Source organism: Stenotrophomonas sp. YJH_SMC_105-26 (assembly GCF_059368915.1).
Genome location: NZ_JCAFSD010000001.1, coordinates 824,648 through 844,169, shown reverse-complemented (window position 1 = coordinate 844,169; position 19,522 = coordinate 824,648). Strand labels below are relative to the sequence as shown.

17 protein-coding genes are annotated in these 19,522 nt (G+C 67.2%); 10 read left to right on the top strand and 7 right to left on the bottom strand.

The genetic code is table 11. The features are described 5' to 3' along the window. Nucleotide 1: 1 nt before the first annotated feature. From AC5P7F_RS03935 to pilB, 3 genes are all read left to right on the top strand, one after another. Nucleotides 2–430 (top strand): pilin, encoded by a 429-nt coding sequence (locus AC5P7F_RS03935; protein WP_053495122.1) that lies wholly within the window; start codon nucleotides 2–4, stop codon nucleotides 428–430. Between the two features lie 92 nt (nucleotides 431–522). Beyond that, complete coding sequence (locus tag AC5P7F_RS03930; RefSeq protein WP_053495123.1) at nucleotides 523–930, top strand: pilin; 408 nt, start codon at nucleotides 523–525, stop codon at nucleotides 928–930. 224 nt (nucleotides 931–1,154) lie between these two features. Continuing rightward, nucleotides 1,155–2,885 (top strand): type IV-A pilus assembly ATPase PilB, encoded by a 1,731-nt coding sequence (gene pilB / locus AC5P7F_RS03925; protein WP_014648200.1) that lies wholly within the window; start codon nucleotides 1,155–1,157, stop codon nucleotides 2,883–2,885. A 112-nt stretch (nucleotides 2,886–2,997) separates the two neighbouring features. On the opposite strand, the gene AC5P7F_RS03920 is transcribed toward pilB, so the two are convergent. Together AC5P7F_RS03920 and AC5P7F_RS03915 are read right to left on the bottom strand one after the other, a co-directional pair. Next, nucleotides 2,998–4,371: a sigma-54-dependent transcriptional regulator gene (locus AC5P7F_RS03920; protein ID WP_126411296.1), complete on the bottom strand. Its 1,374-nt coding sequence runs from the start codon at nucleotides 4,369–4,371 to the stop codon at nucleotides 2,998–3,000. A 60-nt stretch (nucleotides 4,372–4,431) separates the two neighbouring features. Then, on the bottom strand, nucleotides 4,432–6,045 hold the full coding sequence (locus AC5P7F_RS03915) for a sensor histidine kinase (protein ID WP_014648198.1): 1,614 nt from the start codon (nucleotides 6,043–6,045) through the stop codon (nucleotides 4,432–4,434). 405 nt (nucleotides 6,046–6,450) lie between these two features. Here AC5P7F_RS03915 and sucC point away from each other — a divergent pair, with 405 nt between their 5' ends. The 3 genes from sucC (at nucleotide 6,451) to AC5P7F_RS03900 (ending at nucleotide 10,332) form a co-directional block, all read left to right on the top strand. Continuing rightward, entirely contained in the window at nucleotides 6,451–7,620 is a 1,170-nt protein-coding gene (gene sucC, locus AC5P7F_RS03910; protein WP_004154430.1) for an ADP-forming succinate--CoA ligase subunit beta, read from the top strand. 20 nt (nucleotides 7,621–7,640) lie between these two features. Continuing rightward, nucleotides 7,641–8,516, top strand: a complete 876-nt coding sequence (sucD, locus tag AC5P7F_RS03905) for a succinate--CoA ligase subunit alpha (protein WP_005410793.1) — start codon at nucleotides 7,641–7,643, stop codon at nucleotides 8,514–8,516. A 181-nt stretch (nucleotides 8,517–8,697) separates the two neighbouring features. Further along, a complete protein-coding gene (locus tag AC5P7F_RS03900) occupies nucleotides 8,698–10,332 on the top strand; it encodes an NAD+ synthase (RefSeq protein ID WP_014648197.1) in 1,635 nt (544 codons plus the stop codon). Nucleotides 10,333–10,404: 72 nt separating this feature from the next. Here AC5P7F_RS03900 and AC5P7F_RS03895 read toward each other — a convergent pair whose 3' ends face one another. Then, nucleotides 10,405–11,607 (bottom strand): lipase family protein, encoded by a 1,203-nt coding sequence (locus tag AC5P7F_RS03895; protein WP_495205413.1) that lies wholly within the window; start codon nucleotides 11,605–11,607, stop codon nucleotides 10,405–10,407. Between the two features lie 199 nt (nucleotides 11,608–11,806). After that, nucleotides 11,807–12,694, bottom strand: coding sequence for an outer membrane protein assembly factor BamD (locus tag AC5P7F_RS03890; RefSeq protein ID WP_032960726.1), 888 nt, complete (start codon nucleotides 12,692–12,694; stop codon nucleotides 11,807–11,809). A 113-nt stretch (nucleotides 12,695–12,807) separates the two neighbouring features. On the opposite strand from AC5P7F_RS03890, the gene rluD reads away from it, so the two are divergent. Genes rluD through AC5P7F_RS03870 form a run of 4 tightly spaced genes read left to right on the top strand, consistent with a single transcriptional unit; the run spans nucleotide 12,808 to nucleotide 15,506 of the window. After that, nucleotides 12,808–13,797 (top strand): 23S rRNA pseudouridine(1911/1915/1917) synthase RluD, encoded by a 990-nt coding sequence (rluD, locus tag AC5P7F_RS03885; RefSeq protein ID WP_014038257.1) that lies wholly within the window; start codon nucleotides 12,808–12,810, stop codon nucleotides 13,795–13,797. Then, the gene (pgeF, locus tag AC5P7F_RS03880; RefSeq protein WP_164077439.1) at nucleotides 13,797–14,567 is read left to right on the top strand and encodes a peptidoglycan editing factor PgeF; all 771 of its coding nucleotides are present in this window, start codon (nucleotides 13,797–13,799) and stop codon (nucleotides 14,565–14,567) included. Before rluD ends, pgeF begins: the two co-directional genes overlap by 1 nt. A 20-nt stretch (nucleotides 14,568–14,587) precedes the next feature. Then, a complete protein-coding gene (locus tag AC5P7F_RS03875; protein WP_053495126.1) occupies nucleotides 14,588–15,094 on the top strand; it encodes a DUF4166 domain-containing protein in 507 nt (168 codons plus the stop codon). Then, the gene (locus AC5P7F_RS03870) at nucleotides 15,069–15,506 is read left to right on the top strand and encodes a DCC1-like thiol-disulfide oxidoreductase family protein (protein ID WP_164077438.1); all 438 of its coding nucleotides are present in this window, start codon (nucleotides 15,069–15,071) and stop codon (nucleotides 15,504–15,506) included. Before AC5P7F_RS03875 ends, AC5P7F_RS03870 begins: the two co-directional genes overlap by 26 nt. 70 nt (nucleotides 15,507–15,576) lie before the next feature. On the opposite strand, the gene otsA is transcribed toward AC5P7F_RS03870, so the two are convergent. Genes otsA through otsB form a run of 3 tightly spaced genes read right to left on the bottom strand, consistent with a single transcriptional unit; the run spans nucleotide 15,577 to nucleotide 19,519 of the window. Further along, nucleotides 15,577–16,941 (bottom strand): alpha,alpha-trehalose-phosphate synthase (UDP-forming), encoded by a 1,365-nt coding sequence (gene otsA, locus AC5P7F_RS03865; protein WP_014648191.1) that lies wholly within the window; start codon nucleotides 16,939–16,941, stop codon nucleotides 15,577–15,579. Beyond that, nucleotides 16,938–18,719, bottom strand: a complete 1,782-nt coding sequence (locus AC5P7F_RS03860; RefSeq protein WP_164077437.1) for a glycoside hydrolase family 15 protein — start codon at nucleotides 18,717–18,719, stop codon at nucleotides 16,938–16,940. The genes otsA and AC5P7F_RS03860 overlap by 4 nt, the downstream gene beginning before the upstream one ends. Before the next feature lie 41 nt (nucleotides 18,720–18,760). After that, nucleotides 18,761–19,519 (bottom strand): trehalose-phosphatase, encoded by a 759-nt coding sequence (otsB, locus tag AC5P7F_RS03855; RefSeq protein ID WP_014648189.1) that lies wholly within the window; start codon nucleotides 19,517–19,519, stop codon nucleotides 18,761–18,763. Nucleotides 19,520–19,522 lie beyond the last annotated feature (3 nt).

Here is a 19,522-nt window from a genome sequence, read left to right as displayed (position 1 = left end):
AATGAAGAACCAGAAGGGCTTCACCCTTATCGAACTGATGATCGTCGTTGCGATCATTGCAATCCTGGCTGCCATCGCCCTGCCGCAGTACCAGAACTACGTAGCCAAGTCGCAGTTCACGGCAGGCCTCGCCGAAGTTTCGGCCGGCAAGACTGCCTACGAAACCAAGGTGAATGACGGTGTCACTGACGGCACGCAGTACACCACTGTATCGAACCTGGGCCTGAAGGATAGCGATCGTTGCGCGCTCACCGCGACCGCTCCGGATAACACCGGCGCTGGTTCGATTGTGTGCACCTTGAAGGGTAACCCGAAGGTTGCCACCAAGAAGATCACCTTGGAGCGTGACGCCAACGGCAACTGGAGCTGCAAGTCCGATCTGGCTGCTGCCGACAAGCCGAAGTATGCTCCGGCTACCTGCCAGGGCTGATACTTAGCAGTGATCGAAGGAGGGCCCCGCGTTGTCGGGGCCTTCTTCGTTTGGAGGCTATCCAACTAATTCGAGCCTGATGGGGAGGCGCGATGTTAAGGCATGCCGGTTTTACTCTGATTGAGCTCATGATCGCGGTCGCGATCATCGCGATCCTATCGGCGATCGCGATTCCTGTGTACCAAACTTTTGTCGCGAGATCGCAATTGACCGCTGCGTTGGCGGATATCAGGCCCGGCAAGACTACGGTTGAGTCTGTAGCCCAAGACAGCCGCAACGCGAGTCTGGTGAATGCGGAGTTCGTCGGTCTTTATCCGACGTCTCGTTGCACTGCTGTATCCGCTGTCTTGGATGAAGCTGGGGTGGGCAGTATCAGCTGCGTAGTCGATGGGGCACCGTCGATAAAGGGTAAAATCCTGTACCTAAAGCGCGCAGCCGACGGCACCTGGACCTGCGACGGCAGCGCCTTCGAAGCGCGCTATCGCCCAACCGGCTGTTGATCACACTTCGGCCTGCCAATGGGATGTTGGCGGGCCGTTGACGGGGCTATCATCCCCGGGGGAGTCAGGATCGTGCCTGCCGGGCTGGGAGTGCCGGGCGAGGCAGTCATGCTGAAGGATTGGCGTCGTCGTCGGCCATCGGGTCGCGGCAGGTTCTGCTGCCCTGTGCGGTGCCTCTGGAAGGCGCGCCGCACTGCCTGACCCATGATGAGCCAAGGATCCATATGAACGCCGTAACCACCGCCAATCTCGTCGGCATCACCGGCCTGGCCCGTCGCCTGGTCCAGGATGGTGCGCTGGACGAGGCTTCCGCCCGCGACGCCATGGCCAAGGCCGCTGCGGCCCGGCAGCCGCTGCCGACCTGGTTCGCGCAGAACAAGGTGGTCGGGGCGGCCCAGTTGGCGGCGGCCAACGCGGTCGAGTTCGGCATGCCGCTGTTCGACGTGTCCACGTTCGACGCCAGCCAGAACGCGATGAGCCTGGTCAGCGAGGAGCTGCTGCGCAAGCACAACGTGCTGCCGCTGTTCAAGCGCGGCGGCAAGCTGTTCGTGGGTACCAGCAATCCGACCCATTCGCTGGACGAGATCAAGTTCCACACCAATCTGGTGGTGGAGCCGATCCTGGTGGATGAAGACCAGATCCGCCGCACGCTCGAGCAGTGGCATGCCAGCCATGACACGCTGGGCGACGCGCTGGGCGGTGACGACGATGGCATGGGCAACCTGGATGTTGCGGCCGGAGACGAGGATCTCGGCGCCGGTGGCGACTCCGGCATCGATGCCAAGGGTGATGACACCCCGGTGGTGAAGTTCGTCAACAAGGTGCTGGTGGACGCGATCCGCAAGGGCGCCTCGGACATCCACTTCGAGCCCTATGAAGACGACTATCGCGTGCGCCTGCGCATCGATGGCCTGCTGAAGATGGTGGCGCGCGCGCCGGTGAAGCTGAACCAGCGCATCGCCGCGCGCCTGAAGGTGATGGCGCAGCTGGACATCGCCGAGAAGCGCGTGCCGCAGGACGGACGCATCAAGCTCAACCTGTCCAAGACCAAGCAGATCGACTTCCGCGTGAGCACGCTGCCGACCCTGTTCGGCGAGAAGGTGGTGCTGCGTATCCTGGACGGCAGCGCGGCCAAGCTGGGCATCGACAAGCTGGGTTACGAGCCGGACCAGCAGAAGCTGTTCCTGGACGCCATCCACAAGCCCTACGGCATGGTGCTGGTGACCGGCCCGACCGGTTCGGGCAAGACGGTGTCGCTGTATACCGCGCTGGGCATCCTCAACGACGAGACGCGCAACATCTCTACCGCCGAAGACCCGGTGGAAATCCGCCTGCCCGGCGTCAACCAGGTGCAGCAGAACAACAAGCGCGGCATGACCTTCGCCGCGGCACTGCGCTCGTTCCTGCGACAGGATCCGGACATCATCATGGTCGGCGAAATCCGCGACCTGGAGACGGCCGAGATCGCGATCAAGGCGGCGCAGACCGGCCACATGGTGCTGTCCACGCTGCACACCAACGATGCACCGCAGACCATCGCGCGCCTGATGAACATGGGCATCGCGCCGTACAACATCACCAGCTCGGTGACGCTGGTGATCGCCCAGCGCCTGGCGCGCCGGTTGTGCAACAACTGCAAGCGCCCGGCCAACCTGCCCGAACATGCGTTGCTGGCCGAGGGCTTTACCCAGGCGCAGCTGGATGCGGGTATCGAGCTGTACGAGGCGGTCGGCTGTGACGAGTGCACCGAGGGGTACAAGGGCCGCACCGGTATCTACCAGGTGATGCCGATGACCGACGAGATCGCCACGATCGTGCTGGCCGGTGGCAATGCGTTGCAGATTGCCGAGGCCGCACAGCAGATCGGGGTGAACGATCTGCGCCAGTCGGCGTTGAAGAAGGCGGCGGCGGGTGTCACCAGCCTGGCCGAGATCAACCGCGTTACCAAGGATTGAGGTAGAGCCGAGCCTATGCTCGGCTGATGGTTCGAAGAGCAGCCGAGCGTGGGCTCGGCTCTACAGTAGATCTGCGTCGTGCGTGGATGGGGTGGCCCGCGTCGGGCCCTCCTTACTCCATCCCCAGCTTCTTCAGCTTGTAGCGCAGCGCGCGGAAGGTGATGCCCAGCTGCGCGGCGGTGCGGGTCTTGTTCCAGCGGTTCTCTTCCAGCGCGCGCTGGATGGCGCTGCGCTCGAGCTGTTCGATGTACGAAGGCAGGGCGGCGCTGCCGGGCTGCAGGTCCACCACGGCCTCGGCGTGTGCTGCGCTGCCGGGCGTGCGCGGGGCATGCTGCGGCAGGCGCAGGTCGTCGGCGCCGATGCAATCTTCCTCGGCCAGTGCCAGCGCGCGTTCCAGAATGTTCTCCAGTTCGCGCACGTTGCCGGGGAAGGCGTACTGGGCCAGTGCGTCCAGCGCCGACGGCGCCAGCAACGGCGTCGGGCGGCCATGGCTGCGGGCCAGCCGTGCCAGTACCGATGCGGCCAGTTCCGGCAGGTCCTGGCGACGCTCACGCAGCGGCGGCACCCTCAGTTCGATCACGTTGATGCGGTAGTAGAGGTCGTGGCGGAAGCGCCCGTCCTCGACCAGCTCGGCCAGGTCCTTGTGGGTGGCCGAGAGGATGCGCACGTCCACCGGCTCCTCGGCAGCCGCGCCCACCGCGCGCACCGACTTCTCCTGGATCGCGCGCAGCAGCTTCACCTGCATCTGCAGCGGCAGCTCGGCCACTTCGTCGAGGAACAGGGTGCCGCCATGCGCGGCCTGGAACAGCCCGGGCTTGTCGGCGTGGGCGCCGCTGAAGCTGCCCTTGCGGTGGCCGAAGAATTCGCTTTCCATCAGCTCGCCGGGAATGGCGCCGCAGTTGACCGGCACGAACGGGCCGGCCGCGCGGGCGCCCTGGGCGTGGATGGTGCGTGCGACCAGCTCCTTGCCCACGCCGGATTCGCCGAGGATGTAGACCGGCGCCTGGCTGCGCGCGACCTTGCCGATGGTGGTGCGCAGCACGTCCATGGCCGGCGAATCGCCGAGCAGGCGTGCGCCCTGTTCGGCGGCGGGGCCGGGCGCAGGGCGCTCGGTGTTGTTCAGTTCCAGCGCGTGCTTGACCAGGCCGCGCAGCACGGCGATGTCCACCGGCTTGCTGACGAAGTCGAAGGCACCGGCCTTCAGCGCTTCCACCGCCAGGTCCATGCTGCCGAAGGCGGTGATCATCGCCACCGGCGTGCGTGGGTAGTGCTGGGCGATCTCACTGACCAGCTCGATGCCGTTGCCGTCCGGCAGGCGCATGTCGGTGATGCACAGGTCGTACGGATTGCTGGCCAGCAGTTCGCGCGCTTCGGCAAGGTTGGCTGCCGTACTGATGCGCAGCCCCATGCGGCCGAGCGTCAGTACCAGCAGTTCGCGGATGTCGCGTTCGTCGTCGACGACGAGGGCGCTGCGGGTTTCGTTCATGGGCGTGAAAGATAAACGAGGGGGCTGGAAGCGACAAATGTTTGACGCACAGAATCGAGATCAGGTGGGCAACAGCGTATGCGGGCCGGGCAGCACCAGGCGGAAGCAGGAGCCTCCAGCGGGAACCGGGATGTAGTCCAGCCGCGCCTGGTTGGCCCGGCACAGCTCGCGGGCGATATACAGGCCCAGCCCGGTGCCATGCTCGGACGTGGTGAAGAACGGCCGGAACAACTGTGCGGCCACACTCTCGGGAATACCGGGGCCACGGTCCATCACGTCGATGACCGCACTGCGCTCGTGCTGCGCCACGCGCAGGCGCACCCGCGCCGGCTGCTGGCCGATGCGCCCGTACTTGAGCGCGTTGTGCACCAGCACGGTCAGCACCTGGTAGAGGTGCTTGGTGTCGACCTGGGCCAGCACCGAGGTGTCGTTGATGATCGGCTCGATGCTGTCGGTCTCCAGCGTCTGGCCCTGCTTGTACTCCAGCACGAAGCGGCGCACGAAGGCGGCCAGGTCGACGTTCTCCGGCGTGGCGCGCTCGCGCCGGGCCAGGCCCAGCACGCTTTCGACGATGCCGTTGGTGCGCTGGCACTGCTGGCGGATGATCTGCAGCAGGCGGCGGTCGCTTTCGTTGAAGCCGGTGCCTTCTTCCAGCAGCTGCACCGCGTAGTTGATCGCGGCCAATGGGTTGCGGATCTCGTGGGCGAGGCTGGCCGAGAAGCGGCCCATCGCCGACAGGGTGAGCGATTCGGCGCGGCGCGAGACCACGCTGGAGTCGTCCAGGAACACCAGGGCCAGGTCGCTGCCGGCCAGCAGGCGGGCAAAGCGCGGCTGCACTTCGGGCTGGTCGGGGTTGAGCTGCAGCGGTAGTTCGTCCTGCGCCCAGCCATTGCGCCAGCGCTGCAGGCGACGGGCGAGTTCCGGGGCGGCGCTGGCCAGGTCCAGGCGGCCGCTTTCGCCGCTGCCATCACTGTCACCGAGCAGCATCGAGGCGGCCTCGTTGGCCAGGGTGACGCGGTTGTCGGCGTCGACCACCAGCACGCCGGTACGCATGCGGCGGATGATCAGCTCGTTGATCTGGAACAGGTTGGCCACTTCATCGCCGCGCTGGTTGGCCAGCTGCTGGTTGCGGCGCGCGCGGCTGCCGACCTGGTAACTGATGAAGGCCAGTGCCAGGTAGCTGGTGGCGAACATGGCCAGTTCGGCCAGGGTACGGGTGGGGTCGCCGCCTTCCAGCAGCTTCCAGGTGTACTCCACGCCGGTGGCGAGGCTGGCGGCCAGGGCCAGGCCCAGCCCCAGGCTGAGCGGCAGCAGGGTGGCGGCGGCGGCGATGTTGAACAGCAGCGACATCGAGATGCCGGCGCTGGCACCGGGCAGGGCATGCGACAACAGGGTGGCGGCGACGATATCCACCAGCACGCCGCTGACCACGATCGGGCGCAGCCAGCGTTCGTTGCGGCCGATCACCAGAGCCAGCAGGGACAGCACCAGATAGATGGCGGCGACGGTGTCGGCCAGCCGCGGGTGGTGCGCTTCGCCGACCATGGCCGACAGCGGGCTGTAGAGCAGGGCGGCGATGACCGAGGCGATCAGCACCCGGTACAGCGCGAAGAAATACAGCTCACGCCGCGGAATCGATTCGATGCGGTCGATCAATGAAGCACTGGGTGACACGCCGGAACTCCCCTTCTGGCTGCCTGGGTCTGGACGCTGCGGCGGGCCTGCCTGGCGTCCCCTGAGGCCGGGCGGGCACGTCGCTTCGATGTAGCCTGCGGTGGAAGCAGCAGGGCAAGCCCGACTCTACACACCTTGGTCGGCCAGTATAGGGCCCCGGGCAGGGCGCCGCCGGAGCCGCCCGGATCGCGCATTTGGCCCGGGATGGATACCGGTGGCCAGTGGGCCGCCGGGCGCAACTGCCTGAATGACCGCGGAAATCTGGCCGGGTCTGGCGTTTTGTACAGACTTCTTTGCGCCCCGGCGCCGGCTCGGCCACAATAGTGGGCCCGCCGCGGTCCATGCCGGCGCCCCGCCGGGGCCCTGAGGAATTGCGTGCGGTCGTTCCTATTCCCACGGTGACGCATGAATTTCCACGAATACCAGTCAAAACAACTGCTTGCCGAGTACGGCATCCCGGTCCCGGCCGGCAAGGTCGCTGCGACCCCGGACGAAGCGGTTGCCGCTGCCAACTCCCTGGGCCAGGGCCCCTGGATGGTCAAGGCGCAGATCCACGCTGGCGGCCGCGGCAAGGCTGGCGGCGTCAAGTTCTGCAAGACCACCGACGACGTGAAGGCCGCTGCGGCCAAGATGCTCGGCACCAAGATGGCCACCTACCAGACCGCAGGCGTTGAACTGCCGGTCAACCTGGTGCTGGTGACCACCGCCGGCGAGATCGTCAAGGAACTGTACCTGTCGGTGCTGGTCGACCGTGGCACCAAGACCATCACCTACATCGCCTCTTCGGAAGGCGGCGTGGAAATCGAGCAGGTCGCTGCTGAAACCCCGGAGCTGATCCACTCGCTGAACGTCGATTTCGTCGAAGGCGTGCAGGGTTACCACGGCCGTGATTTCGGCTTCAAGCTGGGCCTGACTGCCAAGCAGGCCGGCCAGTTCGCCAGCATCATGGTGAACCTGTACCGCCTGTTCAACGAAAAGGACCTGGCCCTGGTTGAAATCAACCCGCTGGCCATCCTGGACGACGGCAACCTGTACGCGCTGGACGGCAAGTTCGACAGCGACGACAACGCCGCGTTCCGCCAGAAGGCCCTGGTCGCCATGCGCGACAAGACCCAGGAAGATCCGACCGAAGTGATCGCTTCGGAGCTGGACATCAACTACGTCACCATGGACGGCAACATCGGCTGCATGGTGAACGGCGCCGGCCTGGCCATGGCCACCATGGACGTCATCAAGCTCAACGGCGGCGAGCCGGCGAACTTCCTGGACGTGGGCGGCGGTGCCAACAAGCAGCGCGTCATCGAAGCGTTCAAGCTGATCCTGTCCTCGGACAAGGTCGAAGGCATCTTCGTCAACATCTTCGGCGGCATCGTCCGCTGCGACATGATTGCCGAAGGCATCATCGCCGCCGTGAAGGAAGTGGGCGTCAAGGTTCCGGTCGTGGTGCGCCTGGAAGGCACCAACGTGGAAGAAGGCAAGCAGCTGCTGCGCGACAGCGGCATGGCCATCATCCCGGCTGACAACATCAACGATGGCGCCAAGAAGATCGTTGAAGCTGTCAAGAACGCTGCCTGATTCGACACCAAGGAATTCCCATGTCTGTTTTGATTAACAAGAACACCAAGGTGATCGTGCAGGGCTTCACCGGCCAGCAGGGCACCTTCCACGCCACTCAGATGATCGAGTACGGCACCCAGGTTGTTGGCGGCGTGACCCCGGGCAAGGGTGGCACCACCCACATCGATCTGCCGGTCTTCAACACCGTTGCCGACGCCGTGCAGAGCACCGGCGCCAACGCTTCGGTCATCTACGTGCCGCCGCCGTACGCGGCCGACGCGATCCTGGAAGCCGCAGCTGCAGGCATCAAGGTCATCGTCTGCATCACCGAAGGCATCCCGGTGCTGGACATGCTGCGCGTCAAGAACGTGCTGACCCGTTCGCATCCGGACACCGTGCTGATCGGGCCGAACTGCCCGGGCGTCATCACCCCGGGTGAGTGCAAGATCGGCATCATGCCGGGCCACATCCACCAGCCGGGCAAGATCGGTATCGTGTCGCGTTCGGGCACCCTGACCTATGAAGCGGTCAAGCAGACCACCGAAGTCGGCCTGGGCCAGTCCACCTGCATCGGCATCGGTGGTGACCCGATCAACGGCCTGAACTTCGTCGACTGCCTGAAGCTGTTCAACGAAGACCCGCAGACCGAAGGCATCATCATGGTTGGCGAAATCGGCGGCGACGCCGAGGAAGCCGGCGCCGAGTACATCAAGAACCACGTGAAGAAGCCGGTCGTCGGTTTCATCGCCGGTGCGTCGGCTCCGGCCGGCAAGCGCATGGGCCACGCCGGTGCGATCGCCTCGGGCGGCAAGGGCACTGCCGAAGGCAAGTTCGCCGCCATGGAAGCTGCCGGTGTTGTCACCGTCCGCTCGCCGGGCGACCTGGGCGCTGCCATCGCCAAGCTGGTGAAATAAGATCGACTGCCTCCGGCAGACGATGCTGTAGAGCCGGCCGCTGGCCGGCTGCTTGAACACAGAAAGGCCGCCTCCGGGCGGCCTTTCTGCGTCTGGCGTGGGGCCAGATCCCTTTTGCTGCGCAAAACGGATCTGACCCCGGCGTTACAATGGCGGCATTGCAACCACAGGCTGGAATCCCATGGCTTCGATCCGCATCGCGATGGCGCAGTTCGACTTCCCGGTCGGCGATGTCGCCGGCAACACCGAGCGCATCATCGAGATGATCGGCCAGGCGCGCGACGAGTACGGCGCCGAGCTGGTGATGTTCCCCGAGCTGGCGGTGAGCGGCTACCCGCCGGAAGACCTGCTGCTGCGCCCGGGCTTCCTGTACGAGTGCGAGCAGGCGATGGCCCGCATCGCTGCCGCCTGCCGCGGCATCACCGCCGTGGTCGGCTGGCCGCAGGCGGCTGGCGCGGTGGTCTACAACGCCGCCAGCGTGCTGCGTGATGGCCTGGTCGAGCAGACCTACCGCAAGCGTGAGCTGCCCAACTACGCCGTGTTCGACGAGCGCCGCTACTTCGATGTCGATCCGGATGGCGGCAGCTGCGTGTTCGAGGTCAACGGTATTCCGGTTGGCCTGCTGATCTGCGAGGACCTGTGGTTTGCCGAGCCGCTGGCCGACACCATGCGCGCCGGTGCGCAGCTGGTGGTGGTGCCGAATGCTTCGCCGTACGAGCGTGGCAAGCATGCCCAGCGCGACGCCGTGCTGGCTGCACGTACCCGCGAGAGCGGGGCGGCGATCGCTTACCTCAACGTGGTTGGCGGCCAGGACGCGCTGGTGTTCGATGGCGCCTCGGTGGTGGCCGACGGTGATGGCACGGTGCACCCGGCCGCTGCTGCCTTCGTCGACCAGTGGCTGGTGGTGGAGTACGACGGCGCCAGCCGCCGCTTCATGCCGCACGTGTGGATGGACGACGGCGACGAGAGCATGGACGCGCTGGCCTGGCGCGCGGTGACCCGTGGCATCCAGGACTACTGCCGCAAGAACGGCTTCAAGAAAGTGTGGCTGGGCCTGTCCGGCGGCATCGACTCGGCGATCGTGCTGGCCATGGCGGTGGACGCGATGGGCGCGGAGAACGTAACCGCCGTGCGCCTGCCGTCGCGCTACACCGCGGGCCTGTCCAACGACCTGGCGGCCGAGCAGTGCCAGGCGCTGGGCGTGAAGCTGGAGGCGGTGTCGATCGAGCCGGCGTTCAAGGGCCTGATGGAAGCGTTGGCGCCGATGTTCGAGGGCACCGCGCCGGACGTGACCGAAGAGAACCTGCAGTCGCGCAGCCGCGGGGTGATCCTGATGGCGCTGGCCAACAAGTTCGGCGGCTTGCTGCTGACCACCGGCAACAAGAGCGAGTACGCGGTCGGCTACGCCACCATCTACGGCGACATGTGCGGTGGCTATGCGCCGCTGAAGGACCTGTACAAGACCGAAGTGTTCGGCCTGTCCAAGTGGCGCAATACCGTGGGCGGCGCACCGGTGATCCCGCCGGCGGTGATCAGCCGCCCGCCGTCGGCCGAGCTGCGCGAGAACCAGCTGGACCAGGATTCGTTGCCGGCCTATGACGTGCTGGACGGCATCCTGTACCGCTACATCGACCAGGAGCAGTCGCGCACGGAGATCGTGGCGGCCGGCTATGACGCGGCCGTGGTCGACCGCGTGCTGCGGCTGGTGCGCATCAGCGAGTGGAAGCGGCACCAGGCCGCGCCGGGGCCGAAGGTCTCGCGCCGCGCCTTTGGCCGCGAGCGTCGTTACCCGATCAGCAACGGCTACAAGGGCTGAGGCAGCGGTTGGCAGGTAGTGCCGGCCGCTGGCCGGCAACTTCCTGGATCGCGTATCCGGCATGGCGTGGATCTACCGGGCTTCGTCGAGCCGTTGTTCGAGGCCTGCGATCTCCGCAGCGTCGTTGAAGTGGTCGCCCTCCAGTCGTGCACGCACGAACGCCAGGGCATCCGCCGCCGCCGCATCCAGCGTGCCGCGATGATCGACCGGGTAGCGCCGGAACGCGACCGGCTCACCTCGCACGGCCAGGCTTGCGGCGTACAGCAGGGTGGTCAGATAGGGCACGTCGCGGTCCTCGCTGCCATGGGCCAGCATCAGCGGCTGGCTGAAGCCGCGGCGCGGTACACCCAGATAGTCGTACAGCACCGCCCAGATGCCCGGCACGCGGGTCAGTGGTGCAGTAAACATGCTGCCGGTATCGGCGCCGTCCAGCGTGGCGGTCAGTTCGCTCAGGCACTGCTCGCGGGCCACTGCCACACGGGCACGGCCTGCGTCGCTGAGGACGCGGTCGATCTGAGGCGCGGCCTGCAGCAGGCCGTCGAGCAGATACGCGTGATATGCGTTGGGTGCGCCAGGATTGGCGGTGCGGTTGCCGGGATTCATCACCAGCGCGGTCAGTTCGACTGCGGTGGGCGTTCCGGCGGTGAAACTGCCGCGGTACTGCAGGGATGGGCCGCCATGGGAGGCGGCCAGATGGCCTGCTGTCAATGCGGCCGCGCCCCCCTGCGAATATCCGACCGAGACCCAGCGCGGCGACAATGTTGCCGTACCCAGGTACTGGCGGCTGGCCTTGACCATGTCGATGGCGTTGCGCGCCGCGGTACGCACGTGCAGGTAGGCATGATTGCCTGGGCTGCCCAGGCCCTGGTAGTCGGCGGCGGCGACGGCATAGCCCTGGGCCAGGAACACGTCCAGGAAGCGTCCGTCGCGTTCGGCATGGGTGGGGCCGGAGACCGAGGGCGCACAGCGATCCGCAATGCCCTGAGTGCCATGTGCCCAGGACACCACCGGCCACCCGCCCGCAGGCGCCGCGCCGGCGGGCAGGTACAGCAGGCCGGTGCCTTCGGCCAGCTGGCCGCGGTGGACCGGGGTGCGGTAGTGCAGCTTGTAGGCCTGCGCGGCCCTGGACGGCACCCATGACGCGCGATAGGGGGCAGCAGACAGCAGATCGCCCGGCGCGTCCCGCGCGGCGGCCGCGGGCGCCAGGGTCAGCGCCAGCAGGGCGCTGGCGAGAAGGCAGGACAGGAAACGGAAACTACAGGGCCGTGTCGGCATGGGGCGCTCCGTGATGGCCGGTGTGGCCGCAGCGCCGCAGTGTGGAGCGCCTCACCCAGGCGGGCTGCGACCGGCGTCGCATCCGCGCTGGATTCGTAGCATTCCTAGGTGCCGGCCCCGGCGCGGGGAGGCGGATGAGGAAAGCAGTTGAGCGTGGCTCGACTCCACAAAGAAGAAGGGCCCCTTTCGGGGCCCTCTCTTATTTCTTTTCCAGTCGCGCGTTGCGCTGGCCGGTGCTGGCGGACTTCTCGCCGGCGAATGGGTTCAGCTTGCGGATCATCCACGGGTACTTCGGCCACTTGCCTTCCAGCCACGGGTGATCCGGCTGGTTCAGCTGCAGGACGCGACGGGCGTCGTCGGCCAGGGTCTTGTTGCCCAGGTGGGTGTAGGAATCGGCCAGCACGGCCACGGCGTCGTACTGGAAGGCGCTCTGCGGGTAGGTTTCCAGCAGGTAGTTGGCGCGGCCCACGGCCGAGACCCAGGCGCCGCGGCGCATGTAGTACAGGGCGTTGTCCAGCTCGTGCTGGGCGAACACGTCACGCAGCTCCAGCATGCGCTGACGCGCATCGGCGGCGTAGCGGCTGTTCGGGTAACGATCAACCACGATGTTGAAGTCCGAGTACGCCTGGTGCGGCGTGGACAGGTCGCGGCGGCTGGCATCCAGCGACCATACGCGGCGCAGGAAAACCGTACTGCGGTTGGAATTGGCCAGGCCGCGCAGGTAGTAAAGGTAGGCGATGTTGCGGTGCGTCGGGTAGGTGCGGATGAAGCGGTCGATGCTGGAGACGGCGTCATCGTGCTTGCCGGCCTTGTACTGGGCGTAGGCGGTTTCGATCATCGCCTGCTCGGTGTACGGGCCGTACGGATACTGGGCCACCAGGCGGCGGAAGCTGGCTTCGGCGCCGCTCCAGTTGCCGCCCTGCATCAGCTTGTGGCTTTTCTCGTACAGCTGTTCGACCGGCACGCCTTCGTCGGGGCGATCACCCTTCTTGGCGCCGCGGTGGCAGCCGGTTGCGGCGATGACCAGCACCAGCAGCAGGGCGGTGAGGCGGACGGGCGCGGAGAGCATGGCGGAGCGTCGGATCATGGGGTCGAGGCGGGACGCGGCTGGAATACGAAGGGTCGATGATAGCCTAGTGTCCTGTCCAGCGACTGAAACCGGCCGCCGGGACCCCAAAATTTCAAAGAATGCCCCCTGCCATGTCTGAACAACCCTCTGAATCGGCCCGCCAGGCCATCGTCCCCGACACCGCCGCCGGCCGTCGTTTCGATGCCGTCGTGGCCGAACTGTTCCCCGAATATTCGCGTTCGCGCCTGACCGAGTGGATCAAGTCCGGTGACGTCCTGCTGGACGGCGCCCAGGTGCGCCCGCGCGATCCGCTGCGCGGCGGCGAGGTGGTGACCCTCCACGTGGTGCTGGAAACCCAGACCGACGCCCAGCCGGAGGACATCCCGCTGGACGTGCTGTTCGAGGACGAGCATGTGCTGGTGATCAACAAGCCGGTCGGCCTGGTGGTCCACCCCGGCGCCGGCAACCACAGCGGCACCCTGGTCAACGCGCTGCTGTTCCGCGACCCGTCGGTGGCGGTGCTGCCGCGCGCGGGCATCGTGCACCGCCTGGACAAGGACACCAGCGGCGTGATGGTGGTGGCCAAGACCCTGGAAGCGCAGACTGCATTGGTCGAGCAACTGGCGGCCCGTGACGTGCACCGCCAGTACCTGGCCATCGTGATGGGCGCGCTGGTGGCAGGCGGTACCGCCGATGCCCCGATCGACCGCCACCCGCGCGACCGGCTGAAGATGGCGGTGCGCGAAGACGGCAAGGAAGCGGTGACCCACTACCGCCTGCGCGAGCGCTTCCGTGCGCACACCGCGCTGGAGTGCCGCCTGGAAACCGGCCGTACCCACCAGATCCGCGTGCACATGGCACACGTGCGCCATCCGATCATCGGCGACCCGCTGTACGGCGGTGCGCTGAAGCTGCCCAAGGGCGCCAGCGACGAGCTGGTGGCCGCGCTGCGCGGCTTCAAGCGCCAGGCCCTGCACGCCGAGACCCTGGAGTTCATGCACCCGATCACCGGTGAGCCGGTGCGCAATACCGCGCCGGTGCCGGAGGACATGCTGCACCTGATGAAGGTGCTGCGCGAAGACAGCGAAGCCTTCGCCGCCCGCGAGCGGGATCGCTGGTGATGGCCGCCGCGCTGCCGTTGCTGCAGGCGGACTGGCCGGCGCCGGCAGGCGTCCATGCGCTGACCACGCGTCGGCATGGCGCGGGCATCTCGCCGGCGCCGTTCGCGCAGTTCAACCTCGGCAACCGGCACGCGGCCGATGGTGATACCCCGGCCAACGTGGAGCACAACCGCCAGCTGCTGCAGCAGGGGCTGGCGCTGCCGTCGGCACCGCACTGGCTGCGCCAGGTGCACAGCAGCACCGTGCTGCGCTTCACCGCGCCGCCGGTGGCTGGCGCCAGCGAACCGGTGGCCGACGCCGCGGTGACTTCGGTGCCGGGCGTGGTGCTGGCGATCCTGACCGCCGACTGCCTGCCGGTGGTGTTTGCCGCGGCCGATGGCAGCGAGGTGGGTGCGGCCCATGCCGGCTGGCGTGGGCTGGCTGACGGCATGCTGGAGGCCACGGTGGCCGCCCTGCAGACGCCGCCGGCGCAGCTGCGGGCCTGGCTGGGCCCGGCCGCCGGGCCGTCCGACTATGAGATCGGCGAGGAGGTCTATCACGCCTTCGTCGGCCATGATCCGGCCGCCGAAGCGGCGTTCGTGGCGACCCGGCCGGGCCACTGGAAGGTGGACCTGTTCGCGCTGGCGCGGCAGCGGTTGCAGGCGGCGGGGATGGACCCGGCGCAGGTGTATGGCGGCACGGTGTCGACCATGGCCGATCCTGACCTGTATTCGCACCGGCGCGACCGTCGTACCGGGCGCATGGCGACCCTGGCCTGGATCGCGCCCTGACCACGCCGCTGTTCGCGCGCGTGCTGGGGCCGGCCTTCGCCACCCTGGCAGCGCCGGTGCAGGCGCTGCATGCCGCGCCGTTGCCCTGCCGCTACGTGGGGCAGGCGCGCATCGTGCGAGGGCGGCACTGGCTGGTGCCGCTGCTGGCCGCGTTGGCGCGGCTGCCGAAGGACGGCGACGCGCTGCCCACCGAAGTGGCGTTCAGTGCACGCGGGCAGGGTGAGCAGTGGGCGCGACGGTTCGGCCGCTGGCCGATGGTGTCGCGGCTGTGGGCGCACGAAGGGCTTCTGCGCGAGCAGCTGGGCGCGGTGCGCTTGGAGTTCGCGTTGCAGGCCCGCGAGGGTGGTATCGACTGGTCGGTGCGGCGGGTCTGGGCGTTCGGGCTGCTGCCGCTGCCGACGCGTTGGTTCGGCGGTGTGCGCTGCCGTGAAGCCTGGCGCGGCGAGCGTTACACTTTCCTGGTCGATGTGACGCTGCCCTGGGCCGGAGCCCTGATCCGCTATGAAGGCTGGCTCGAACCACAGTGACGGCGCCGCCGGGACTGGCAGCGCGGTGATCGTGTTCGACGGCGTGTGCGCCCTGTGCAACCGCTGGGTGCGCTTCCTGCTGCGTTTCGACCGCAAGGGGCGCTACCGTTTTGCAGCGATGCAGGGGCAGCAGGGCAGCGCGATGTTGCGCGCGCACGGGCTGGACCCGCAGGACCCGATGTCGTTCCTGCTGCTGGACGCGCAGGGCGCCTGGACCGATACCGATGCCATCCTGCGTGTACTGGCCGGGCTGGACGGCGTCTGGCGCCTGACCGGCGTGCTGCGGATGGTGCCGCGCGGCTGGAGGGATGCCGCGTATCGCGCGCTGGCGCGCAACCGCTACCGCTGGTTCGGGCGGAACGACGCCTGTCATCTGCCCGCACCGGAGCAGGCAGCGCGGTTCCTGGATTGAAGAAAAAGGGGACGGAGGGGATTAAGTCGTTTGTGCACAAACGACTTAATCCCCTCCGTCCCCTTTTTCCTCAGCCTTCCAGTGCGTCCAGGTAGCTGCGCCGCCAGTGGTTGATGTCGTAGGTGCGCAGGTGCTCCATCATGGCGTGCCAGCGCTCCTTGCGCTTGCGCAGCGACATCGTCGCCGCGGTGGCGATGGCGTCGGCAACGCCATCCAGGTCGTGCGGGTTCACCAGCAGTGCCTGCTTGAGTTCGTCGGCGGCGCCGGCCAGCAGCGACAGCACCAGCACGCCCGGGTCCTCCGGGTCCTGCGAGGCCACGTATTCCTTGGCCACCAGGTTCATGCCATCACGCAGCGGCGTGACCAGCCCCACCGCCGCTGCACGGTAGAAACCGGTGAGGGTGGCATGGGTGAAGTTCTGGTTGACGTAGCGCAGCGGTGTCCAGTCCGGCTCGGCGTGGCCACCGTTGATGTGGCCGGCGATCTGCTCCAGCTGGCTGCGCAGCTGCCGGTACTCGGTGACATCACCGCGCGAGACGGGGGCGATCTGCAGGTAGGTCAGCGACCCGCGCTGGTCGGGATGGCGCTCAAGATACCGTTCGAAGCCGAGGAAGCGCTCGGGCAGGCCCTTGGAATAATCCAGGCGATCAACGCCGATCGCCAGTTGGCGATCACGCAGGCTCGCGCGCAGGTTCTTTACGGCGGCCTTGGTGGCGGCGGTACCGGCCTGGCGCGCGATCAGCTCGGTGTCGATGCCGATCGGGAACGCCGCCGCGCGGAAACGACGCCCGCCCGGTGCCTCCAGCTCGCCGTTGGCGAGTACCCGACCGCCGCCGAACAGGCGCAGGTAGGTCTGGAAGCGATCGGCATCGCGCTGGGTCTGGAAGCCCACCAGGTCATACGCGTAGAGCGCGGAGAACAACCGCAGGTGGTCGGGCATCGCCTGCAGCAGGTCGGCCGAGGGCATCGGGATGTGCAGGAAGAAGCCGATGCGGCAGCCGATGCCACGCTCGCGCAGCAGTGCGCCAAGCGGGATCAGGTGATAGTCGTGGATCCAGACGATGTCATCCTCGCGCAGCAAGGGCGCGAGCTTGTCGGCGAACAGTGCGTTGACCTTGTGGTAGGTCTCGCGGGTGGCACGGTCGTAGTCGACCAGATCCAGGCGGAAGTGCAGCAGCGGCCACAGCGTGCGGTTGGCAAAGCCGTTGTAGTAGCCGTCCACCTCGCGCTTGCTCAGGTCCATGGTGACGTAGTCGATGTCACCGTCTTTCTGCCGGTGCAGCGTGCCGCTGCCGTCCTTTACCGTCTTGCCGCTCCAGCCGAACCACAGGCCGCCGCGTTCCTTCAGGGCGGCCAGCAGGCCGACAGCCAGGCCGCCGGCGCGGTTCTCGCCGGGTACGGCCACACGATTTGAAACCACCACCAGACGACTCACGATGCCTCCTGCCAGGACCGCGACAGGCGCATCGCGGCAGTGATCAGGCCGACGTGCGAATAGGTCTGCGGGAAATTGCCCCAGGCCTCGCCGCTGTCGAAGGCCAGATCCTCCGACAGCAGGCCCAGGTGGTTGCGCTGCTTCAGCAGCAGCTCGAACATCTCGCGCGCCTCGTCCATGCGCCCGATCGCCGCCAGCGCATCGATGTACCAGAACGTGCAGATGGTGAAGCTGGTTTCCGGCTCACCGAAGTCATCCGGCGCGACATAGCGGTACAGCGAATTGCCATGCTTGAGGTCGCGGCCGATCGCATCGACGGTGGCGATGAAGCGGGCGTCCATCGCATCGATGAAGCCGATGTCGGCCAGCAGCAGGAGCGAGGCGTCCAGGCGATGGCCGCCGAAGGTATCGGTGAAGTGGCCCAGTTCCTCATTCCAGGACTCGGCCATGATGCGCGCATGGATGGTGTCGGCGCGCTCGCGCCAGTAGTGTGCACGGTCATCGCGCTTCAGGCGCACGGCGATCTTGCACAGGCGGTCGCAGGCGGCCCAGCACATCGCGCTGGTGTAGGTGTGTACCTCGGTGCGGCCACGGAACTCCCACAGGCCCGCATCGGGCACGTCATGCAGGGCGAAGGCCTGTTCGCCCAGCGGTTCGAGGCGGGCGAATGTGTGCGCGTCGCCGGGATCCTGCAGGCGGCGGTCGAAGAACAGCTGCGTGGAGGCCAGCACCACGCTGCCGTAGACATCGTGCTGGCGCTGCACCCAGGCCAGGTTGCCGCGGCGTACCGGGCCCATGCCGCGATAACCGGACAGGCTGGGCACTTCGTCTTCGTCCAGCTTGGCTTCAAAGCCGATGCCATACAGCGGCTGCAGCGTGCCGTCGGTGGTGGCCAGGTTGAAGATGTAGCCGAGGAACTGTTCCATCGTGCGCGTTGCGCCGAGACGGTTCAGCGCCCGCACCACGAAAGCTGCGTCACGCAGCCAGCAGTAGCGGTAGTCCCAGTTGCGCACGCTGCCGGGTGCTTCTGGAATGGAAGTGGTCATCGCCGCGATGATCGCGCCGCTGTCCTCGTACTGGCACAGCTTCAACGTGATCGCACTGCGGATGACCGCGTCCTGCCACTCCAGTGGAATGGACAGGTAGCGCACCCATTCGCGCCAGTAGTCGCGGGTGCGCTGGAAGGCTTCCTGCACGTAGCCGCTGATCGACCGGTTGAGCGACTCATCCACGCCCAGGATCAGGTGGATGGGATGGTTGAGCACGAACGGCAGGCCATCGCGCACGAAGCGCACCGGCACATCGGTGGTCAGCCGCAGCACGTGCTCCGGCAGGATCCAGCGCACATGGTTGCTGCCCCAGGTCGACTCTGGCACGCGTGCGCCCCAGTCGGCCAGCGGGCGCGCACGCACGGTGATGCGCGGGCTGCCAGCCAGCGGACGCACCTGGCGGATCAGGCTGACCGGCCGGTAGAAGCGGTCGTTCTGCCGCCAGCGGGGGGCGAAATCCAGGATTTCCAGTTCGCCGCCGTGCGCGTCGCGGAGCACCGTGCGCAGGATCGCCGTGTTGGTGAGGTATTCCTGCTCGCTGCTGGCGAAGTCTTCCAGCTCGATGGCGAAGTCGCCACCGGTCTGCTGGCTGGGGCCGAGCAGCGCACAGAAGGTAGGGTCGCCGTCGAAGGTGGGCAGGCAGCTCCAGACAACGCGGGCACGTTTGTCGACCAGGGCGCCGAAGCTGCCGTTGCCGACCACGCCCAGATCAAGATCGGGTTGGGTCATCACGCGGTACATCTCGGTTGCGGCCGTGGGGGTTGGCCGGGTCAATAGGCATTCTCACGCAGCCAGGCGTGCACGCTGCGTATGTCGGGCAGCGCGAACACCGCCGCGCTGGGTTCACGTTCACCCACCAGCACGCTCCAGCCATGCTGGCTGTTGGCGGCATCGAAGCCGAATTCATCGGTGAGGTCGTCACCGAGAAACACCGGCAGGCGGCCGCGGAAGGGCAGGTACTGCATCATCCGGCGCACGGCACGGCCCTTGTCGGTGCCGACGGGCACGAACTCGACCACATGGTCGCCGGGTTGCAGGCGGTAGCTGGCGCGGCCCCGCACGTGGCGATCGGCGAAGGCGCGCACATCACTTGCCGCGTGCGGCGCACCGCGCCAATGCAGGGCCAGGCCGACGCCCTTGTCTTCCACCAGCACGCCGGGATGGCCGTGGGCAAAGCGCATCGCCTGCTGGTGCAGCGCGTGCAGCCACTCGGCGGTGTCGTCGTCGTGCTCGTCGCGCAGCACACGACCGTCCTCGCCGCGCAGTTCGTGCCCATGCAGGCCGGCGGCAGGCAGCTGGAGGGGAGCGAACAGCTGGTCCAGCTGTTCAAGCGGTCGGCCACTGACCAGTGCCACGGCGCCTTCCAGGCGGTCACTGATGCGGCCGATGGCTTCGCGCACATCCGGCAGGAGCTGCACGGCATCCGGTCGTGCAGCGAATTCGATGAGGGTGCCATCGACATCGAGGAACAACGCACAGGCGTCGTCCAGCAATGGCGGTGGCGGACGCAGGGGGAGCGGTTCAGCCATGAC

Bases quoted from the DNA above. Each gene is read 5' to 3' on its own strand.
- AC5P7F_RS03935 (WP_053495122.1), top strand. From the start codon at position 2: ATGAAGAACCAGAAGGGCTTCACCCTTATCGAACTGATGATCGTCGTT.
- AC5P7F_RS03930 (WP_053495123.1), top strand. From the start codon at position 523: ATGTTAAGGCATGCCGGTTTTACTCTGATTGAGCTCATGATCGCGGTC.
- pilB (WP_014648200.1), top strand. From the start codon at position 1,155: ATGAACGCCGTAACCACCGCCAATCTCGTCGGCATCACCGGCCTGGCC.
- AC5P7F_RS03920 (WP_126411296.1), bottom strand. From the start codon at position 4,371: ATGAACGAAACCCGCAGCGCCCTCGTCGTCGACGACGAACGCGACATC.
- sucC (WP_004154430.1), top strand. From the start codon at position 6,451: ATGAATTTCCACGAATACCAGTCAAAACAACTGCTTGCCGAGTACGGC.
- sucD (WP_005410793.1), top strand. From the start codon at position 7,641: ATGTCTGTTTTGATTAACAAGAACACCAAGGTGATCGTGCAGGGCTTC.
- AC5P7F_RS03900 (WP_014648197.1), top strand. From the start codon at position 8,698: ATGGCTTCGATCCGCATCGCGATGGCGCAGTTCGACTTCCCGGTCGGC.
- AC5P7F_RS03895 (WP_495205413.1), bottom strand. From the start codon at position 11,607: ATGCCGACACGGCCCTGTAGTTTCCGTTTCCTGTCCTGCCTTCTCGCC.
- AC5P7F_RS03890 (WP_032960726.1), bottom strand. From the start codon at position 12,694: ATGATCCGACGCTCCGCCATGCTCTCCGCGCCCGTCCGCCTCACCGCC.
- rluD (WP_014038257.1), top strand. From the start codon at position 12,808: ATGTCTGAACAACCCTCTGAATCGGCCCGCCAGGCCATCGTCCCCGAC.
- pgeF (WP_164077439.1), top strand. From the start codon at position 13,797: ATGGCCGCCGCGCTGCCGTTGCTGCAGGCGGACTGGCCGGCGCCGGCA.
- AC5P7F_RS03870 (WP_164077438.1), top strand. From the start codon at position 15,069: ATGAAGGCTGGCTCGAACCACAGTGACGGCGCCGCCGGGACTGGCAGC.
- AC5P7F_RS03860 (WP_164077437.1), bottom strand. From the start codon at position 18,719: ATGACCCAACCCGATCTTGATCTGGGCGTGGTCGGCAACGGCAGCTTC.
- otsB (WP_014648189.1), bottom strand. From the start codon at position 19,519: ATGGCTGAACCGCTCCCCCTGCGTCCGCCACCGCCATTGCTGGACGAC.